The following is an 18,195-nucleotide window of genomic DNA, read 5'->3' on the forward strand; positions in this document are numbered from 1 at the left end:
ATAGAGGATCGCGTTGAGCACTTGCAGGTTCGGCAGGCTCACATTGCCTCGCTGTCGCGGCAGGCAATGTTCGATCTGTTTGAATTGGGCTTCGGAGATTTCCATCCCCGAAGCATAACCTTAAATCAATGTGTGTGAACACGCCCTAGCCGGATCGACATCGCAGCACTCACGATAACCACCGTTCGCCGACGGCGGCTTCTGCCGATGACTCGTCCTCAATTGAATACACCGAATGACCGTTCCGATTTGCTACCTACCCTTGGAACCCCGACTGCTCGACCGGTAGCAACGGGTCGATAGGATCCCCTGTCTTCCGCGCTCCAGCGGCTCGTTACCTCAAACGTTAGATGCTCGATATTTATCAGACATACATCACCACTGCAAAGTGGTTAAATGACAACCAAGGGGTTGTCGGTGTTGCCATCTTCGCGGTAACCCTCGGGCTTGGATGGATCAGTGGCATCTTCTCGGCACTTCGTCGCAGGCCGAAGTTCAAGATTCGATTGATTGATGGCCCGACTTTTGTATGCACATTTCGTATAGGCAAAAGGCAAAATGAATTCGATATTCATAGAACCGGAGTCGCGCTGTATTTAAAGATTGCCAATATTGGATCGGCAGCGTCGAGCATCGAACGGATATCGGTCGGGTATCACTGGTACGTCACTCCATTCACACGATCTTGGTTCAAGTATGGGATTGGATGGTTCTGGCTACACGACCAGGCTGTCGCCATATCGGATTTTCAGGCCACGATCGGCGATAACATCAAATTCTATCCATTCTTGACTCAGAGAAGCATTCATGCGCCGACTCCTGTCTCGACATATCTGGAGCCTGGTCAATCCGAAAATGGGGTTGTTTATTTCGAGCAATCAGACAGTTGGGGTGGTTGCTTTCCTACGGCGGGCGCTAAAGGAACTCGAATCAAGATCTGTTTGCGAGATGTTTTTGGTGGGAAACATGTTGCTCGTTTCACGATTCCAAATGTCACACTGGAATATGCCAGAAAGTACAACCCATCATTCGGAAAAACACTCGCGGAACTCCGCAACGAACCACTACCTCACGATGCGAACTTATAGCCCTTCCATCGGGAGGCGCTGTCCAGAGTACGGCCATCTAAAGCGGCCTCACAAACGCCCGCACCTGAGCAGAAGCTAAGGCCGACAACGTCTAGACCAATTCAGCGGGGTAAGCGCCCGTTGTAGCCCGGAAGCGGTCATAGTGGCGTCAGAAATCCGAACGGCAGTTCCGGGTCGGAAAGCGCCCTCCGTCTCCCACAAATCTACGAAGCAATTTTTTACGGGCGTTCATGGGCGATCGCTCGCGACGTGTCGGCGGATGAGGCGAAGTCGTTCGACCGCATCCTCGGACGCGGTGATGAACGTCACGTCTTTCGTCTATCGCAGACGCCGCGTCAAGGCGCTCACGAGAATCACCTGCTCGATGTTCGTGATGGTCGGCTGACGTCGACGTCGATTGCGATTGCGATATCGCCAATGCGACATTCCGTGTGGAATGCCGCGGCCCGCGATTGTTCGACGCGGCTCGACATATCGTCCGAAGCGCGCCTCGATCGCGACGCCATTCAACGCAAGTCTGATGCGGCAAGCGCTGCGCGAACGCGAAAGACGCCCGCGCCCATGTGCATCGGCCATGCACGTTCCCGATAAGCATTTCGCAAATCGATGTTTGTTCGGCCGCGAGCGATTCCCTAAGCTTGGCGTCTGCCGCGCGATCGTGCGCGGCCGCGTCATTCGTCATTCGAGAGGCCGCCGCCGATGAGCCGTCCCGCTTTTCCGCCGTCGTTCGCCGTGCGCCGTCGCGCGTTGCGATGCGTTGCCGCCGCCGTTTCGGGTGCTGTGCTGGCCGGGCGCTTCGCGTCGGCGCTGGCCGCGCAACAGACAACGGCCGCGGCGGCAGGCGTCGACGTGTCCGGCGTCACGCTCGTGCTCGGCGACCAGGCGGGCGGCCTGCGCGCGCTCGCCGAAGCGGCGCGCGTGCTGAACGACACGCCGTATCGATTCCGCTGGGCGAATTTCCAGGGCGCGGCGCCGCTCTTCGAGGCCCAGCGCGCGGGCGCGATCGACCTCGCGCCTGCGGGCGACCTGCCGGTGCTCACGGCCGCGCTCGGCGACCCGGCGCTGCGGATCGTCGCGACGCGCGTCGGTTCGCCGGCGTCGCTCGGCATCGTCGTGCAGCTCGATTCGCCGGTGCGCGGCGTCGCCGATCTGAAAGGGCGGACGGTCGTCGTGTCGTCCGCGCGCGGCAGTATTTCGCAGTACCAGCTATACGGCGCGCTCGAGGAGCGCGGGCTGTCGCGGCAGGACGTCGACGTGCGCTTCGTGCTGCCCGTCGACGCGTTCGCCGCGTTCGAAGCGAAGCGGATCGATATCTGGGCGACGTTCGATCCGTACTATGGGCACGTCGTCAGGCGCGGCGCGCGCGTCGTGCGCGACGGCGGCGGCATCAATTCAGGTCTCGCATTCCTGACGTCGCCCGTCGGCACGCTCGAAGACCGCGCGAAGCGCGCGGCGCTCGCCGACGCGCTTGCGCGGCTCGAACGGGCGGGCCGCTGGGCGCTCGCGCATCCGGACGATTACGCGAAAGTCTACGCGTCGCTCACGCGCCTTTCGCTCGATACGGCCGCCGACATCACGCGCCGCGCGGCGCTCGCGCAGCGGGCCGTCGGCGCGGCCGACATCGCGACGCTGCAGCAGGTTGCCGATCGCGCGTTGCGCGACGCGATCCTGCCGCGACGCGTCGACGTCGCATCGATCGCGGTGCAACGTATCGGCGCGGTCTGATCCGCGCGCAGCGGGCGACGGGTGGCGGGTGACGGGCGGCGAGCGACCGGCGACGGGCGACGGGTGACGGGCGGCGAGCGGCGAGCGACGAGCGTGGCGCGAGCCGCTTTTACCTGCCGCCCTTGCGATACGCGTCGGCCTCGATGATCGGCACGCCGCGCCAGCCCCAATACACGCGATGTCGACGGATCTGGCCGTTCTCGATCTCCATCGTCTCGACGAAATCCATCTGCTCGCCCGTCGGCGTCGCACGCGGGCACGCTCGGATCAGCCGCTTGCGGTCGTTGAAATAGCCAACACGATGGCGCGTGCGCGCGTCCGGCTTGCGCGTCGCCGCCTTCTCGAGCCGCGCGCGAATCCGGTCGCGTCCTTCGAGCATGCCCGATGTGGCCGTTTCCTCCGAAATTTCGCACCGCGACCTATTCTGTATTCGGAGGCGATTCGCGCGGCCCGAGCGCCATTCCCATGGGGCCGCATCCGGCAAGGAGACGACATGAGCGCGCAACTGAACCATACGATCGTCTGGTGCCGCGACAAGCGGCGCTCGACGCAATTCCTGACGGACATCCTCGGCTTGCCTGAGCCCGTTCCGTTTGGCCCGATGCTGGTCGTGTCGCTCGCGAACGGCGTGTCGCTCGACTTCCACGAAAGCGACGATCCGATCTCGACGCAGCATTACGCGTTCCTCGTCGGCGACGACGAATTCGATCGCGCGTTCGCGCGCATTCGTGAGCGAGGGCTCACATATTGGGCCGATCCGGCGAAGCGCCACGCGGGCGAGATCAATGCGCACAGCGGCGGGCGCGGTGTGTATTTCGACGATCCGGACGGTCACTTCCTCGAACTGCTGACGCAACCCTACGATTTGGGAACGGGGGGCTGACTTTTCCGACGCTTGTCTCGCCCGGCGGGACCGCGACCGGCCGCCACGGAAAACACCGCCAACCGCGTCTCGATCCACTTGAGCAACTCGAGCGGAGCGGGGGCGAGCGGACGCCCCGACTTGACGAGCAGCCGCGCATGCGTGCTCTCGAACAGCGGATGGGCGATCGGAACCGTCGTCAGCTCGCCGTTCGCGATTTCCCGGTACGCAGCGAATTCTCCGATCAGCGTGATGAAGTTCTCGGCGGTGACGACGCGCTTCAGCGCGGTGAGCGAATTCGTCGTCATCGTCGGCCGAATCTCGATGTTCTCGGCCAGTTCCAGCATCCTGACCACGTGACCGATGCCGAACGTCGGCGGCATCAGCGCGAGTGGGTACGCGCGAAGATCGTCGATGGTCGCCGGCCGCTTTCGCCGCGCCAGCGGATGATCGCGGCGCAGCAGCAGAACGACCGGCTGCCGCGAGCTCGTGCGATAGGCGATGAGCGGATGGGGCGGCGGATTGTATGCGAGCCCGATGTGCGCGCGGCTTTCCGCGACGTCCTGCAGGATGGTGTCGACCGCCAGCATGTCCAGGCCGATGTCCAGCTTCGGATATTTCGCGCAGAACGGCGCCAGCACGTCGTCGACCAGCGTATCGACGAACCCTTCGCTGACGACGATCCGGACGTGCCCTTGCTGAAGGCCCGTGAGCGCATGAAGCTGGTCTTCGAGCTTTTCCTGTTGAGACCGGTAGCCCCGCCAGAACTCGAGCAGATGAGCGGCGGCTTCCGTCGGCCGCACGCCGCGCGCCTGCCGCTCGAACAGTGTGGCGCCCAGTTCTTCTTCGAGCAGCCTGATCTGCCGCGTGATGACGGACGGCGACGTGTTGATGTGCTCGGCGGCGCCGCGAATGGTGCCGTGCGTCAGGACTTCGTGGAAATACCGAAGGCGCTGCTGATTGATTTCTCGCATCGAGTCGCTCGCGGATCGATTGTGTGTTGTTCATAAGGCAACGATATGTGAACTTAGTTGCTCTTGCTAGTCAGGCATTGCCCTGCCAACATGAACTCAACGCAGCGATCGTCCGGCGGAGGTAAGCGAGACGCCGCGCGTCATACAGGAAAACGAAATGAACATTCTGATTGCAGGCTTCCAGCACGAGACCAATACGTTCGCGCCGACGCGAGCGTCGTATCAGAGCTTCATTCGCGGCGAGGGCTTCCCGCCGTTGACGCGCGGCGCCGACGTGCTGGCGCTGCGCGGCGTCAACGTGCCGATCGGCGGATTCATCAAGGCCGCATCGGCCCACGGGCATGTGCTGCTGCCCGTGATCTGGGCGGGCGCGTGTCCGTCCGCGCACGTCACGACCGACGCATTCGAGCGAATTTGCGGCGAGATCGTCGCGGCGGTCGAGGCGGGCGGGTTCGACGCGATCTATCTCGACTTGCACGGCGCGATGGTCACCGAGCAGATCGACGATGGCGAAGGCGAGATCCTCGCGCGCGTGAGGCGGATCGTCGGCGACCGGATGCCGATCGTCGCGTCGCTCGATCTGCACGCGAACATCACCGCGCGAATGGTTGCGCACGCGAGTGCGCTGATCGCATACCGCACCTATCCTCACGTCGACATGGCGGAAACCGGCGAGCGCGCCGCGCAGGTTCTCGAGCGAATCGTATCCGAAGGCCGGCCGTTGCATTGCGCGATGCGCCGGCTGCCGTTCCTGATCCCGATCAACGGCATGTGCACGCATATGGAACCCGCCGGCGGCACGTATCGGCTGCTCGCGCAGCTCGAACGCGACGGCGTCGTATCGATGTCGTTCGCGCCGGGCTTTCCGGCCGCGGACTTCCCGGAATGCGGGCCGACGGTGTGGGCGCACGCGTTCGACAGCGAGGCCGCCGAGCGTGCCGTTGATGCGCTGTTTTCGAGGCTCGTCGACGAAGAGTCGCGCTGGGACGTGCCGTTCCTGACGCCCGACGCGGCCGCAATCGAGGCGATCCGCCTGAGCCGCGCGGCGGCGAAGCCCGTCGTCATCGCCGACACGCAGGACAATCCCGGCGCGGGCGGCGATGCCGATACGATGGGCATGGTGCGCGCGCTGCTTCGCAACGGAGCGAAGGAGGCGGCGGTGGGCGTGATCTGGGATCCCGATGCCGCCGCCGCGGCGCACCGGGCGGGCGTGGGCGCGCGCATCGGCCTGAGTCTCGGCGGCCGCTCGGGCGTGCGAGGCGATGCGCCGCTCGCGGCCGAGTTCGAGGTCGAGCATCTGTCCGACGGGCGTTTTCGTTTCGACGGTCCGATGTTCAACGGCATGCGCGGCGATCTCGGGCCGGTGGCGTGCCTGCGGATCGAAGGCGTCCGGATCGCGGTGAGCACGATCAAGATGCAGACGTTCGAGCGCAACCTGTTCCGTGTCGCGGGAATCGAGCCCGAGCGGATGAAGATCCTCGTGAACAAGAGCTCGGTTCATTTTCGTGCGGACTTCGAAGCGATCGCCGAGGCGATCCTCGTCGCAAAGGCGCCCAGGCCGATGGCCGCCGATCCCGCGGACCTTGCGTGGGCGCGTCTCGATCCGGATATCCGCATCCGGCCGAAGGGGCGGACCTTCAGGTCGCTTCGCGCGTCGACGCGTTAGTCCATATCCATTTCCATTCGATGGCACGTCACCGGCGCGAGCGATGTCCGCCGGTCGGCCCGGCTCGTGTTTGCCGTTGCGCCGGTGCGGGCCCGGGCCACGTTTCCGGCGACGCCGACGGATCGCGGTCGATTCGATGAACGGCGTCGTTCCGGGAGACGGGGCGACGCATCGAAATGCGGAGCGATCGTTTGTTCACGCGACGCGACGCGTCGCGCGCCGCAAGTTTCGCCGCCGCATGCGATGCGGCGTTTTCCGACAACCTTGAAGGAGGACTGATCATGTCCGATGCGATAAACGTCCGACGCCGTCGGCTGATGGGAACCACGCTCGCGGGCGTCGGCTTGATGAACCTCGGCCTCGACGGTCTCGCTCGCGCACAGTCCGCGCCACGCTCGACGAGCGCGGACAGTGCGCCGGGCGTCCCGAGCGTCCCGAGCGTCCTGAGCGTCGCGAGCGCGGCGTCGTTCGACGCGATCCATCAGATCGACGCCGGCCCGCTCAACGTCGGCTACGCGCAACTCGGGCCGAAGGACGGTCCGGTCGTCATCCTGCTGCACGGATGGCCGTACGACATCCATAGCTTCGTCGACGTGGCGCCGCTCCTCGCATCGGCCGGATACCGGGTTGTCGTGCCGTACCTGCGCGGCTACGGTTCGACGCGCTTCCTGTCCGAAGACACGCCGCGCAACGGCCAGCAGGCGGTCATCGCCGCCGACATCGTCGCGCTGATGGATGCGCTGAAGATCGATCAGGCCGTGCTCGGCGGCTTCGACTGGGGCGCGCGCACGGCGGCCATCGTCGCGGCGTTGTGGCCGCAGCGATGCAAGGCGCTCGTATCGGTGAGCGGCTATCTGATCGGCAGCCAGGAGGCGAACCGCAATCCGTTGCCGCCGAAAGCCGAGCTTGCATGGTGGTATCAGTTCTACTTCACGACCGAGCGCGGCGCGGCCGGGTATGCGGCGAACCGCGACGATTTCAACCGGTTGATCTGGCAGCTCGCGTCGCCGAAGTGGCGCTTCGACGACGCGACGTACGAACGCTCCGCGCAATCGTTTCGGAATCCGGATCACGTGGCGATCGTCATCCACAATTACCGATGGCGTCTGGGGCTCGCGCAGGGCGAGCGTCGATACGACGTGCTCGAAAAGCGTCTCGCGGCCGCGCCGACGATCTCGGTGCCGACGATCACGCTCGAAGGCGATGCCAACGGCGCGCCGCATCCTGAGCCCGCCGCTTACGCGAAGAAGTTCACCGGCAAGTATCTGCATCGCGACATCGCGGGCGGCATCGGACACAACCTGCCGCAGGAGGCGCCGAAGGCGTTCGCCGACGCGATCGCGCAGGTCGCGCAGCTGTGACGAGAGGAGAACATGCGATGTCGATACGAAGTCTTCGAATGGCTCGCGCGCTCGTCGCGGGTGCATTGCTGCTGTTCGCGGCGCAGGGCGGCGGCGCGTTCGCGGAGGCCACGAAGCCGGCCGCGTCGCCGATCTACGGCGTGACGCTTCCCGACGGCTATCGGAAATGGGAGATGATCGCGCCGGCCGAGGAGGCGGCGCCGCTCGACGAATTGCGCGTGGTGCTCGGCAATCCCGCGGCCGTGAAGGCGATCGAGCATGCGACGTTGCCGTTTCCGGACGGCGCGATGTTCGTGAAGCTCGCGTACAGGCGCAAGCCGTCCGACGATTTCGGGCCGGCGACGGTGCCGGGGCCGGCGACGACGGTGCAGGTGATGGTCAAGGATTCGCGCCGGTATGCGTCGACGGGAGGCTGGGGCTTCGGCCGTTTCGTCGGCGGCGTGCCGGCCGACGTAGCGCAGCATCAGACCTGCTTCGCCTGCCATCAGGCCCGGGTGAAGGACCGCGATTTCGTCTTCACGCGGTTCGCGCCGTAGCGCGTCCGCGCGCGGGCGGTTTTCTTTGTCGCCGTTCGGTCTTATATTCCGAAGCATCGAACGGCGCTCGTCCCCTCGCAAACCCGTACGCAATGCTACGTAGCCCCCGTACGTAGTCATGCGCTTGTTAGGTTTGTTCCAAAGGCGAACAATATGGCCCCATCGCTACGTCCCGACGCAGCGTGACGCTTGCCGTCGTTGCGCGCGGCCGCCCGCCGCGCATATTTCGAAAAATAGACAGGAGACGCCATGAATCGGGCTTCCAGTTATCTGCTCTGGATTGCAGTCGCGCTGCTCGGCGCGTTCGCGTTCGGCACGATCGCGCTCGCGCACGGCGAGCGGGTCAGCGCGCTGTGGATCGTGATCGCCGCCGTTTGCGTGTATTTGATCGCATATCGCTTCTACAGCCGCTTCATCGCGAGCAAGGTCGTCCAGCTCGACGGGCTGCGGATGACGCCCGCCGTCAAGTTCAACGACGGCCTCGACTACGTGCCGACCAACAAATACGTGCTGTTCGGCCATCACTTCGCCGCGATCGCCGGCGCCGGGCCGCTCGTCGGCCCCGTGCTCGCCGCGCAGATGGGCTACACGCCGGGGATGCTGTGGATTCTCGCGGGCGTCGTGTTCGCCGGCGCGGTGCAGGATTTCATCGTGCTGTTCATCTCGACGCGCCGCGACGGCCGCTCGCTCGGCGATCTCGTCAAGATGGAGCTCGGCACGGTGCCCGGCGTGATCGCGCTGTTCGGCGCGTTCCTGATCATGGTGATCATCCTCGCGGTGCTCGCGCTGATTGTCGTGAAGGCGCTGACGAACTCGCCGTGGGGCACGTTCACCGTCGCCGCGACGATTCCGATCGCACTCTTCATGGGCGTCTACACGCGCTACATCCGGCCCGGCCGGATCGGCGAAGTGTCGATCATCGGCTTCGTGCTGCTGATGGCGTCGATCGCGTACGGCCAGCACGTGCACGATTCGCCGGCGCTCGCCGCGTGGTTCACGTTCAGCGGCACGGAGCTCACGTGGATTCTGATCGGCTACGGCTTCGTCGCATCGGTGTTGCCGGTGTGGCTGCTGCTCGCGCCGCGCGATTACCTGTCGACGTTCCTGAAGATCGGCACGATCGTCGGTCTTGCGATCGGCATCCTGATCGTCGCGCCCGAGCTGAAAATGCCGGCGCTGACGAGGTTCGTCGACGGCACGGGCCCGGTGTGGTCGGGCAGCCTGTTCCCGTTCCTGTTCATCACGATCGCGTGCGGCGCGGTGTCGGGCTTTCATTCGCTGATTGCGTCGGGCACGACGCCGAAGCTGCTCGACAACGAAACCAACGCGCGCTTCATCGGTTACGGCGCGATGCTGATGGAATCGTTCGTCGCGATCATGGCGCTCGTCGCCGCGTGCGTAATCGAGCCGGGCGTCTACTTCGCGATGAACGCGCCCGCGGCCGTGCTCGGCACGACGCCGGAGGCGGTCGCGCAGACCGTCACGCAATGGGGCTTCATGCTGACGCCCGACATGCTGACCGAAACCGCGAAGGCGGTCGGCGAGACGACGATCATCGCGCGCGCCGGCGGCGCGCCGACGCTCGCGGTCGGCATGGCGCAGATCCTGCATCAGGTGATCGGCGGCCAGGCGATGATGGCGTTCTGGTATCACTTCGCGATCCTGTTCGAAGCGCTCTTCATCCTGACCGCGGTCGACGCGGGCACGCGCGCGGGCCGCTTCATGCTGCAGGATCTGCTCGGCACGTTCCATCCGGCGTTGAAGCGCACCGAATCGCTGCCCGCGAACCTGATCGCGACGGCGCTCTGCGTCGCCGCGTGGGGCTACTTCCTGTATCAGGGCGTGGTCGATCCGCTCGGCGGCATCAACACGCTGTGGCCGCTGTTCGGCATCTCGAACCAGATGCTTGCCGCGATCGCGCTCGTGCTCGGCACGGTCGTGCTGTTCAAGATGAAGCGCGAGCGCTATGCGTGGGTGACGATCGTGCCGACCGTGTGGCTGCTGATCTGCACGCTGACGGCCGGCTGGCAGAAGGTGTTCGACGCGAATCCGAAGGTCGGTTTCCTCGCGCACGCGGCGAAGCTGCAGGCGGCCGCGGCCGAAGGCAAGGTGCTCGCGCCGGCGAAGTCGCTCGCGCAGATGCAGCGGATCATCTTCAACGACTACGTCGACGCGGCGCTCGCGGGGCTCTTCATCCTCGTCGTCGTGAGCATCGCGGCGTACGGCGTGATTGCGGTCGTGCGCGCGCGGCGCGTCGAGCAGCCGACGTCGCGCGAGACGCCGTACGAGCCGATGCCGGCCGCGCAAGCGCTCGGCAGCGGGCGATAAGGAGGCCGCGATGTTCTCCGATCTCGGCGGCGAATTGCGCACGGCGGGCCGTTATCTGGGGCAGGCGTTGCGGCTGATGGTCGGCCTGCCCGACTACGACGGCTACGTCGCGCACATGCGCGCGACGCATCCCGATCGTCCGGTGATGTCGTACGAGGCGTTTTTCCGCGAACGACAGAACGCGCGGTACGGTTCGGGGGCGGGGAAGTGCTGCTGACGGCGTAGTTCGCGGGCGGTGGTGCTTTCGCGATTTCTGCGATAAAGGAAAAGCGTCATGGCGTAAGCCGTGGCGCTTTTTTTCATGGGCGGATTTTCTCGAATCGGCAATGATTTGCCGAGCGCGATCGGCGAGTGCATGAATCGCGGCAGCCGGCATCGCGGTGTTGCATTGCCTTCGCGCAATCGATACTCCACCTGTGGTTCATCGCGCGCTTGCTGGATATTTCATCCCGTGCGTGGCTGTACCGTTCTTCCGCTTCTCATGATCGCGATGAAGGGCCGGTCGGAGACGGCGGCGCTTGCTGCGCTCGGCGGATCGCGCCACGCTTACCGGCATCGGTTGTATTCCAGGCGGCGAGATTGCAATCAATCGGGTTCCGGGTTGCCGGCGTGCCCTCGGGCGGTAGAGCACGCGGTCGTAGCGTACTGTCGGCAATTTCATCGCTTTTCGAGTCTTCCGTCGGTAGAGATTCTGTTCCGGAGGATTGCCCGATGGATCGGATCGACCGTCGGCTGGCTCGATTCCGTCTGCTCAAGTCCCACCGCAATCTGCTCCGCCGAGACGGTTTTGATTGCATCGTCGACTTCCCGGGAAAAAGGCAAGCTCACGCCGGGATGCCAGCATTCTTTTCGATCCGATTTCACTGAAAGGATCGCCATCAAGAAACAGATGGCTCGAATTCACGGTGTCGACTTTTTCCTACAAGTTTTAATAGGTTAAATCGGTTCCATTACCCGTCGCATTGACTTCGTTTTGACCGTCTCCTAAAAAACAGAAAAGCGTAGCCGCGCAATTAAAGACTCATGCCGTTCATTAAGAATATAAAATGCGGGGGTCTAAACCATGTCGCTTATTTTCACGAGTCGCTACTATAAATTGCGGTGCGCCGCGCTGCTGTGCGGCATGCTCGCGAGCACCTTCTCGGCGGCAGCGACCGATGAGAGCCCGGCGGATGTGCGCCTTTTCATGAACCCGCTTGCGCTCTCGGTAAACCGCGTTCCGAAAATGCTGCCGGGCAGGAAGATTTACGATCTGCACGTCAACTACGTTCAAAACAAACTCTACAATCCGGCGACCAACCGTAATGACGACGTCAAATTACGCAGTTACAGCGGCACCGGTACGGATCCCAAAAAACCGTATGTCGCTCCGACAATCGAAGTCAATCCCGGCGAAACGGTCGACATTACGCTGCACGACGATTTGCCGTCCGATTCGAGTTGCAGTCCGGCAAACATGAAGCACAACGTTCCGCATTGCTTCAACGGAACGAATCTGCATTCCCACGGAATCTGGGTCAGTCCGGCCGGTAATAGCGACAACGTCCTGATATCGATCGATCCGGGCGTCAGCTTCAAATACGAATACAACATTCCGCCCGATCATCCGGCCGGGACGTTCTGGTATCACCCGCACCGGCACGGTTCGACGGCACTGCAAGTGTCGAGCGGCATGGCCGGCGCGCTGATCGTGCGGGGCAACCGCCCGCCTACGCGGGATGCGCATGGCGACATCGACGTGATCCTCAAGAAACGCGACGGCACCAGCTTCGCCGAGCGGATTCTGGTGCTGCAGCAGATTCAATACGGCTGCCTCGACAAGGACGGGAACATCAAGGTCAAGAAGGAAGGCGGCAAAGTCGTCGCCTGGGTCTGCGGCGAGGGCGACGTCGGCGGCATCGAATCATATTCGGACAAGAACGGCAATGGGTTCGGCCCCGGATCATGGGCAGAGTCTGGACGCTATACCAGCGTCAATGGCCTTGTGCTTCCCACCTTCAAGGCGAAGGCCGGCGATGTCGAGCGCTGGCGTTTCATTCACGGCGGCGTGCGCGATACGATCGCGGTGCAGTTCTTCAAAGCGAGCGCGCAGCACGCGCCCCTGCTCAAGGGGCTGAACGCCGAGGCTGTCGAGCGCGCCATCTACCAAGACTGCACGGGAGAGCCCTTGTCCTATGAGGTCATTGCCTCGGACGGATTGACGATGGCCGCCGCGCAACGACGCAATATCGACACGCTGCAACCGGGCTATCGCAGCGACGCGCTGGTCGTGTTTCCCAAGCCGGGACGCTATTGCATCGTCAATGCCGAGATATCGGCTCCCGCCTCTGTGTCGAGGCAGGCGGTTCCGCGCCGGTTGCTCGGCTTCGTCGATGTCTCGCCCGGCACGCAGGTGAAGCACGTCGATAGCTACATTCAGAGCCAACTCATCGCCGGTGCGCAGCGTGCATTGCCTGCTCCCATTGCTTCTGAGGTCGTGGCCGATCTGAAAAACGGCATGCGCCTGACTCGCTTCACGCCCCACGCCGAAATCGCCGAGGCTGACGTGCGGGGCCTGCCCATTCAATACCTGACGTTCTTCATCAATACCCACGCGCAACCGATCCAATTCGAGGTCGGCAGCGGGCCGTTCGACAAGGACCTCAAACTCGCGCCTTATGATCCGAATCGGATCGATCGCCAACTCACTGTGGGCACGGCGCAAGAATGGCAAATTCAATCCCACTTCGTTGGCCATCCTTACCATATTCACGTCAACCCGTTCCAGATCGTCAAGATTCTCGATCCGAATGGCAAGGACGTGAGCGAGCCCGGTGCGATCGACGTCGGCGGAGCAGCCAAGGAACCGCCGGATCCGCAATATCGAGGGCTGAAGGGGGTCTGGAAGGACACGCTCTGGATCAAGGGACCCAGCAAGCCCAACGACAAGAAGGGTATCTACACGATCGTCTTGCGAACCCGCTATGAGCGTTACATCGGAGACTTCGTGCTGCATTGTCATATCCTCGATCACGAGGATCAGGGAATGATGCAGAACGTTCGCATCGCGTTGCCCGAGGCTTCGACGTCGAACGCCCAGGCCAGCAATATGGTCCGTTCGGACATGTCGCACTAGGATCGACCGTTTGACGGTGATCGGGCGATCGCCGTCGAAACCGTTGCGAACAAGGTTGCTGCATGTGCCCGTCGAGCGGCACCATCTCGACGCGCTCGCGTGGAGATCCCGTTCATGAGCGATTACACCAGAGTCAAGAAAATACTCGCCGCCGCGGCGGGCGGCGGCCCATGGAAATACGCGGAGCTCGGCAGCTTCTGGGAACTGCCGCTCGAGCAGTTGATGGAGGTCAAGATCCTCGATCTCCACCTCATTGCCCCAGCCGGAACATCATCCTGCTGCGACCAACAAGAGCGCCGGAGTGCGCGCTCCGGGCTCATCCGGGCGCTGCGCGGCACGGCGCCTTTCGACGGCTCGCGTTTCGCGCAGTTCCGATGGGACGGCAAGCCCATGGCCGAAGCCGATATCGGTGTCGTGGCCGCTTGGATCGATGAAGGCTGTCCGTGCGACGATCCTCGCTCGATCCGGCTCGCGATGGGCGAGCCGGAGATATTTCATGCGCAGGTGACGGACCTCGAGTTCGCGATCGGCAACACGAATGCTCGGCGATACGTGTACCACGAGGGCGAGCCGCGCCAGCGCGCCAATATCGATTGCCTTTCCGACACGGAGCTCGACCGCCTGGGCAATGCATTTCGCCAGCTTTACGAGCTCGACAAGCACGAACAGGATCGCCGCAACTACAACAATCAAGCATTGATCCACCAGAATCACTGCCAGCACGGCTGGGAGCGCTTTCTTCCGTGGCATCGAGCCTACGTCTACGAATTCGAGCAGAACCTGCAAGACTTCGATTCCGGCCTCATGCTGCCTTACTGGGACTGGACGATGCCGTGCTATCGGCCGCACGAACCCGAGCACGGACGCATCATTCCGAGTGCATTTCAGGGCTATCTGCGCGAAGAGCAGGCGAACGAGCTGATCAATCGGCTGTCTCCCCGGCTCACGTCCGAACAGGAGCGCGGCTTTCGCGAATTGGCGCGGCTGCGGAAGGGCTTCGTTTCGCAGGACAAGTTCTTCCGCCACGTGATCGAGGAGATCGGCTATACGCACGTCAAGCCCGCTCCCGCTGACCAGAACCGGCGAGCGATGATCGACGCGCTGCTGGCGTCGAATGCACTCTGGTATCCGTTGCGCTATCCGGCTGAATTCCCGGGCGGCCGGACGATCGAGCAGCACATTCACTATCACTACCCGAGCGCGGAAGACATCGCGCAGATCCTGCGCCTGAACAACTTCCGGGATTTCGGCGGCGGCAACGTCTACAACGCGTCGTTTGGTTTTCTCGACCAGAATCCGCACAACACGATGCATATCTGGACCGGCGGTCAAAATCCCCAGATCGACGAAGACGGAAAGCTGCGCCCGGACTACGACTGGGATCGAGATCGAGCGGCGGCGGTCGAATATGCAGCCGGCGAGCGGCTCGCGGAAACACGCAACTTCGCCGTATCGATCAAGCGCCGCAGGTTCCATTCGAGAGACGATCTCTACTCGCAGCCGCCGGCGGGCGACATGTTCTCCAACCTGACAGCCTCTTATGATCCGGTGTTCTGGCCAATCCACGTCAACGTCGACCGTCTCTGGCACGAATGGCAAACGAGAAATCCGACGGCCCTGCCTTATGACCTCGATGCGGTGTTGTCACCCTGGAACTACACGATCAGGGACATGCTGGAGATTTCCCGCTTCGGCTACGAATACGTGCGCAGTTCCTTCTTCATGCCCGTGGGCACGGAAGCGCCCATTGGCCGTTTCACTTCGGCGCCGATCAAGATCGGCACGCAGGCGCGGCATTTCAAGCATGCCGAGATCCGCTTGCACTGGGTTCCCCAACTGCCGCGCTCCTGCTTCGTGCGCGCGTTCCTGAATCTGCCCGGGGCGGATGCGTCGACGCCGATTCGCGACAACGAACATTACGCCGGTTACCTGGCGATTTTCGGCCACGGCGAATGTTATGGCGGGCCTGGCCACTGCGATTTGCCGCCGGCTCGCACGCGCGCATTCGATCAGCGCACGCGCAACCACAATACCCCGCGCAATCATCGTCTCGACGTCACCGCCGCCGTGCGAAAGATGCTTGAACGCGCCCCCGATCAGGAGTTGCGAATCACCCTGCTCGTCATCGGTGCCGATTATCGCGAAGACAAGGAACTGTTGAGGCTCGAAGGCGTTTCGCTCAACCTGCTCGATTGACGCACGCTCGGCAAAGAAGCATCGAGACAGCGCGCGCAAGTGCCGTTCGACAACCATCGCACTCGACGGAGAAGGCAAATGGCCACGTACAAGATCCATCCCGGTATCGGCATCGCGAGGCTCGGAAACAGCGATACGGAGTTCTATCTTGCCCCCGAGACGCCAGCCGGCCTGCCGCTGGCATGCGACGACGCGGGTAATCAGCGATTCGATTCTGACGGAGTCGGTCCTTTGTTCGTGACCAACTTTCGCGACGCTCGAGGCCTCATCAAGCGCCAAGCCGCACGCTTCCAGGTCTTCGTGTACGACGACGACTCGCCGCAAGGTCGTCCGCTCAAGATAGGCGAGCCCATCGAGGGCGGCGGCAATCACGGCACCCTGAAAGAGATCGTCTGGCGAGTCCATCTCGCCAACAAGAAGGCCTGCTGGTATCGCTTCGATGCGACGCTCGGCGAGCACGGCTACTCGCCTCGTCATCCTCGCCGCAATCCTCACGTCGTCGACCGCAGCCGGCTGATCATCGATCCCGGCCCGCGCACGGTCGAACATAATAGGCGACGCGCGACATTTGACCGCTCCGGCGGGGAGGGGCGGTATGCCGCGACGTTTCCGCCGCCGCTCGTTCCCCAATCGATCGATACCCTCGGCGAACTGAGACTCGACGACGCACAGCGGCTGCTCGTGCTGGGCGGACATGGCTGCTCGGGCTCGGAGCGAAGCGGCCCGGGCGAACCGCATATCGAAGACTACGCCAACAACGACGGCTGGTACGACGACGTGTCGGACGGGCCGGTGATGGCCCGGTTGGTCATGGACTCGAAGCAGGTCGAGCGCACCCGGTTTATCGACGTGGAATACCCGGCCTGGGTCATCGTCGGCTATCCGCGCTATGTGCCGGAGATCCTCGACATGGTGACGATGGACGAGGTGCTGCACGATCTGTTCCTGCGCAAGTTCGCCACGGATACGCGCGTCTACGGCCGTCTCGGAACCTTCAAGGATCCGGAGCGCGTCGATTTTCGCAATGAAGCCCAGCTCCGGCAATGGCGCGACAGCGGCCGGCTCACCTGGAACGACGCATGCCGGCCGGATTTTTATCGCGACGTTTGGACGATTCTGTATCGCGCCGACCAGTACCGCTATCTTTGCGATATTTTGGCGCAATCGAATTTTCCTCATGACCAGCAGCAGCGCGGTCTGTTCGATCCCGACAAGCTGTCCGTCGTGCCGGGCAGTTCAGCCGCGCGAGCACAGGCGCAGGACCCGGAGAAAAGCAGCGCCCCGCACTTCGCCCGACGCCTGGATTTCCTCGGCGCGATGCCCGGCCGCGCGGCGTCCGCGCAGGACGATCCCTACGGCCCGCTGCGGCAGTACCTGTTCGGATTGCTGCGTTTGGCCGGCGAGGAAAACGAATTCAAGATCGAGGACCGTGTCAGCAGCCGCATACACAACTTGCCGCTGATGCCGCTGCTGTGCGGCGACAATCCGCTGACCAACCATGCGCCGTCGAAGTTTCTGCGCTTGACGGACCATATGCTGTTCATTCTCAAGCAATGGGCGAACGGATGCTTCGACAACGAACTCGATGACGGCCGGCTCGCACGCCCTCCTTACACGCCTTATCGACCGTATTCGACGGCGCTTCCCGCGACAGGGCGCGAACTCGACCGCGGCGTGCTGAGCAATGTCCTCGGCGGCGCCTTCTGCCCCGGCGGGGAGGCCGGCTGGATCATGCGCAATCCGGCGATTTACTGGGAACCCTATCGCATCAAGGCCGACCGCTCGCTCTCCGACTTTGCCGTGAGCGCGGCGCAACAGAACACAGGCATCGGCGGCATCGAGGCCGATTACACGTTCAATGTGGATCGGCCGCTCAGCCAAGACAGCGATTTCGCCAAGGGGCTGCAGCCGGGCGATATCACCAAGTATTCCGCATTGCCGTGGCAAGCGGATTTCAACGAATGCACGACAAACAAGATCGACGTCACCTATGCCGACTGGAACGTCAACTATCCGGACAGCGAAAACGACGACGAGCTGCGCAGGAACACGCAGACATGGGCGACGCTTTGGTGGCCGGCCCATCGCCCGCTGCAATATTGGGAAAGGTCCGCCGCGGGAGAGGAGAATCACGCGTACGCCTGGACAAACTGGAGCGGCGGTGTCCCGCAAACGCTCGCGGGCGATCTCAAGATGGTGACTGAGTGGGCGAGGCTCGGCTTTATCATCCGCAACCCTTTCCTGCCGCCGTCGAGCGACGACTCGGCCCCGACCAGTCTTTACGTTTACGTCTCGCTGGAAAGCCAGCAGCGCTGACATCGCACGTCATGGCGCCGACGAGGCG

13 protein-coding genes and 2 pseudogenes are annotated in these 18,195 nt (G+C 63.2%); 12 read left to right on the forward strand and 3 right to left on the reverse strand.

The annotated features are described in order from the left end of the window. Nucleotides 1-105 (reverse strand): annotated as a pseudogene (locus WS62_RS37550) (IS5-like element ISCARN85 family transposase); the annotation flags it as partial. Nucleotides 106-350: 245 nt separating this feature from the next. On the opposite strand from WS62_RS37550, the gene WS62_RS34605 reads away from it, so the two are divergent. After that, nucleotides 351-1,088 carry a hypothetical protein gene (locus WS62_RS34605; protein ID WP_082721196.1) on the forward strand — a complete coding sequence of 246 codons (738 nt, stop codon included), beginning with the start codon at nucleotides 351-353 and terminating at the stop codon, nucleotides 1,086-1,088. Nucleotides 1,089-1,787: 699 nt separating this feature from the next. Continuing rightward, nucleotides 1,788-2,813 (forward strand): PhnD/SsuA/transferrin family substrate-binding protein, encoded by a 1,026-nt coding sequence (locus tag WS62_RS22420; RefSeq protein ID WP_066575423.1) that lies wholly within the window; start codon nucleotides 1,788-1,790, stop codon nucleotides 2,811-2,813. Between the two features lie 109 nt (nucleotides 2,814-2,922). On the opposite strand, the pseudogene WS62_RS22425 reads toward WS62_RS22420, so the two are convergent. Continuing rightward, nucleotides 2,923-3,198: pseudogene (locus WS62_RS22425) on the reverse strand (nuclear transport factor 2 family protein); the annotation flags it as partial. A gap of 108 nt (nucleotides 3,199-3,306) precedes the next feature. On the opposite strand from WS62_RS22425, the gene WS62_RS22430 reads away from it, so the two are divergent. Beyond that, entirely contained in the window at nucleotides 3,307-3,696 is a 390-nt protein-coding gene (locus WS62_RS22430; RefSeq protein ID WP_066575431.1) for a VOC family protein, read from the forward strand. Here WS62_RS22430 and WS62_RS22435 read toward each other — a convergent pair. After that, nucleotides 3,672-4,649: a LysR family transcriptional regulator gene (locus WS62_RS22435; protein ID WP_066575435.1), complete on the reverse strand. Its 978-nt coding sequence runs from the start codon at nucleotides 4,647-4,649 to the stop codon at nucleotides 3,672-3,674. The genes WS62_RS22430 and WS62_RS22435 overlap by 25 nt on opposite strands. A gap of 157 nt (nucleotides 4,650-4,806) precedes the next feature. On the opposite strand from WS62_RS22435, the gene WS62_RS22440 reads away from it, so the two are divergent. The 9 genes from WS62_RS22440 (at nucleotide 4,807) to WS62_RS22475 (ending at nucleotide 18,167) form a co-directional block, all read left to right on the forward strand. Beyond that, nucleotides 4,807-6,315 (forward strand): M81 family metallopeptidase, encoded by a 1,509-nt coding sequence (locus WS62_RS22440; RefSeq protein WP_066575436.1) that lies wholly within the window; start codon nucleotides 4,807-4,809, stop codon nucleotides 6,313-6,315. Between the two features lie 281 nt (nucleotides 6,316-6,596). Further along, nucleotides 6,597-7,676, forward strand: a complete 1,080-nt coding sequence (locus tag WS62_RS22445; protein ID WP_066575784.1) for an alpha/beta fold hydrolase — start codon at nucleotides 6,597-6,599, stop codon at nucleotides 7,674-7,676. A 23-nt stretch (nucleotides 7,677-7,699) separates the two neighbouring features. Then, nucleotides 7,700-8,212, forward strand: a complete 513-nt coding sequence (locus WS62_RS22450) for a cytochrome P460 family protein (protein ID WP_082721215.1) — start codon at nucleotides 7,700-7,702, stop codon at nucleotides 8,210-8,212. 249 nt (nucleotides 8,213-8,461) lie between these two features. Beyond that, nucleotides 8,462-10,540, forward strand: coding sequence for a carbon starvation CstA family protein (locus tag WS62_RS22455; protein ID WP_066575441.1), 2,079 nt, complete (start codon nucleotides 8,462-8,464; stop codon nucleotides 10,538-10,540). Between the two features lie 10 nt (nucleotides 10,541-10,550). After that, the gene (locus tag WS62_RS22460) at nucleotides 10,551-10,757 is read left to right on the forward strand and encodes a YbdD/YjiX family protein (protein WP_059469902.1); all 207 of its coding nucleotides are present in this window, start codon (nucleotides 10,551-10,553) and stop codon (nucleotides 10,755-10,757) included. 69 nt (nucleotides 10,758-10,826) lie between these two features. Further along, nucleotides 10,827-11,480: a hypothetical protein gene (locus WS62_RS36800; RefSeq protein WP_156441083.1), complete on the forward strand. Its 654-nt coding sequence runs from the start codon at nucleotides 10,827-10,829 to the stop codon at nucleotides 11,478-11,480. A gap of 123 nt (nucleotides 11,481-11,603) precedes the next feature. After that, nucleotides 11,604-13,655 (forward strand): multicopper oxidase family protein, encoded by a 2,052-nt coding sequence (locus WS62_RS22465; RefSeq protein WP_066575443.1) that lies wholly within the window; start codon nucleotides 11,604-11,606, stop codon nucleotides 13,653-13,655. A gap of 114 nt (nucleotides 13,656-13,769) precedes the next feature. Continuing rightward, a complete protein-coding gene (locus WS62_RS22470) occupies nucleotides 13,770-15,851 on the forward strand; it encodes a tyrosinase family protein (RefSeq protein WP_156441084.1) in 2,082 nt (693 codons plus the stop codon). A 78-nt stretch (nucleotides 15,852-15,929) separates the two neighbouring features. Further along, nucleotides 15,930-18,167, forward strand: coding sequence for a LodA/GoxA family CTQ-dependent oxidase (locus WS62_RS22475; RefSeq protein WP_066575454.1), 2,238 nt, complete (start codon nucleotides 15,930-15,932; stop codon nucleotides 18,165-18,167). Nucleotides 18,168-18,195: the final 28 nt, after the last annotated feature.

Source organism: Burkholderia sp. ABCPW 14, assembly GCF_001523835.1.
In the GTDB taxonomy this organism is placed as follows: Bacteria; Pseudomonadota; Gammaproteobacteria; order Burkholderiales; family Burkholderiaceae; genus Burkholderia; species Burkholderia mayonis.

Excerpts from the sequence above, each read along its gene's own strand:
- WS62_RS34605 (WP_082721196.1), top strand. The coding sequence starts at position 351 with ATGCTCGATATTTATCAGACATACATCACCACTGCAAAGTGGTTAAAT.
- WS62_RS22420 (WP_066575423.1), top strand. The coding sequence starts at position 1,788 with ATGAGCCGTCCCGCTTTTCCGCCGTCGTTCGCCGTGCGCCGTCGCGCG.
- WS62_RS22430 (WP_066575431.1), top strand. The coding sequence starts at position 3,307 with ATGAGCGCGCAACTGAACCATACGATCGTCTGGTGCCGCGACAAGCGG.
- WS62_RS22435 (WP_066575435.1), bottom strand. The coding sequence starts at position 4,649 with ATGCGAGAAATCAATCAGCAGCGCCTTCGGTATTTCCACGAAGTCCTG.
- WS62_RS22440 (WP_066575436.1), top strand. The coding sequence starts at position 4,807 with ATGAACATTCTGATTGCAGGCTTCCAGCACGAGACCAATACGTTCGCG.
- WS62_RS22445 (WP_066575784.1), top strand. The coding sequence starts at position 6,597 with ATGTCCGATGCGATAAACGTCCGACGCCGTCGGCTGATGGGAACCACG.
- WS62_RS22455 (WP_066575441.1), top strand. The coding sequence starts at position 8,462 with ATGAATCGGGCTTCCAGTTATCTGCTCTGGATTGCAGTCGCGCTGCTC.
- WS62_RS22460 (WP_059469902.1), top strand. The coding sequence starts at position 10,551 with ATGTTCTCCGATCTCGGCGGCGAATTGCGCACGGCGGGCCGTTATCTG.
- WS62_RS22465 (WP_066575443.1), top strand. The coding sequence starts at position 11,604 with ATGTCGCTTATTTTCACGAGTCGCTACTATAAATTGCGGTGCGCCGCG.
- WS62_RS22470 (WP_156441084.1), top strand. The coding sequence starts at position 13,770 with ATGAGCGATTACACCAGAGTCAAGAAAATACTCGCCGCCGCGGCGGGC.
- WS62_RS22475 (WP_066575454.1), top strand. The coding sequence starts at position 15,930 with ATGGCCACGTACAAGATCCATCCCGGTATCGGCATCGCGAGGCTCGGA.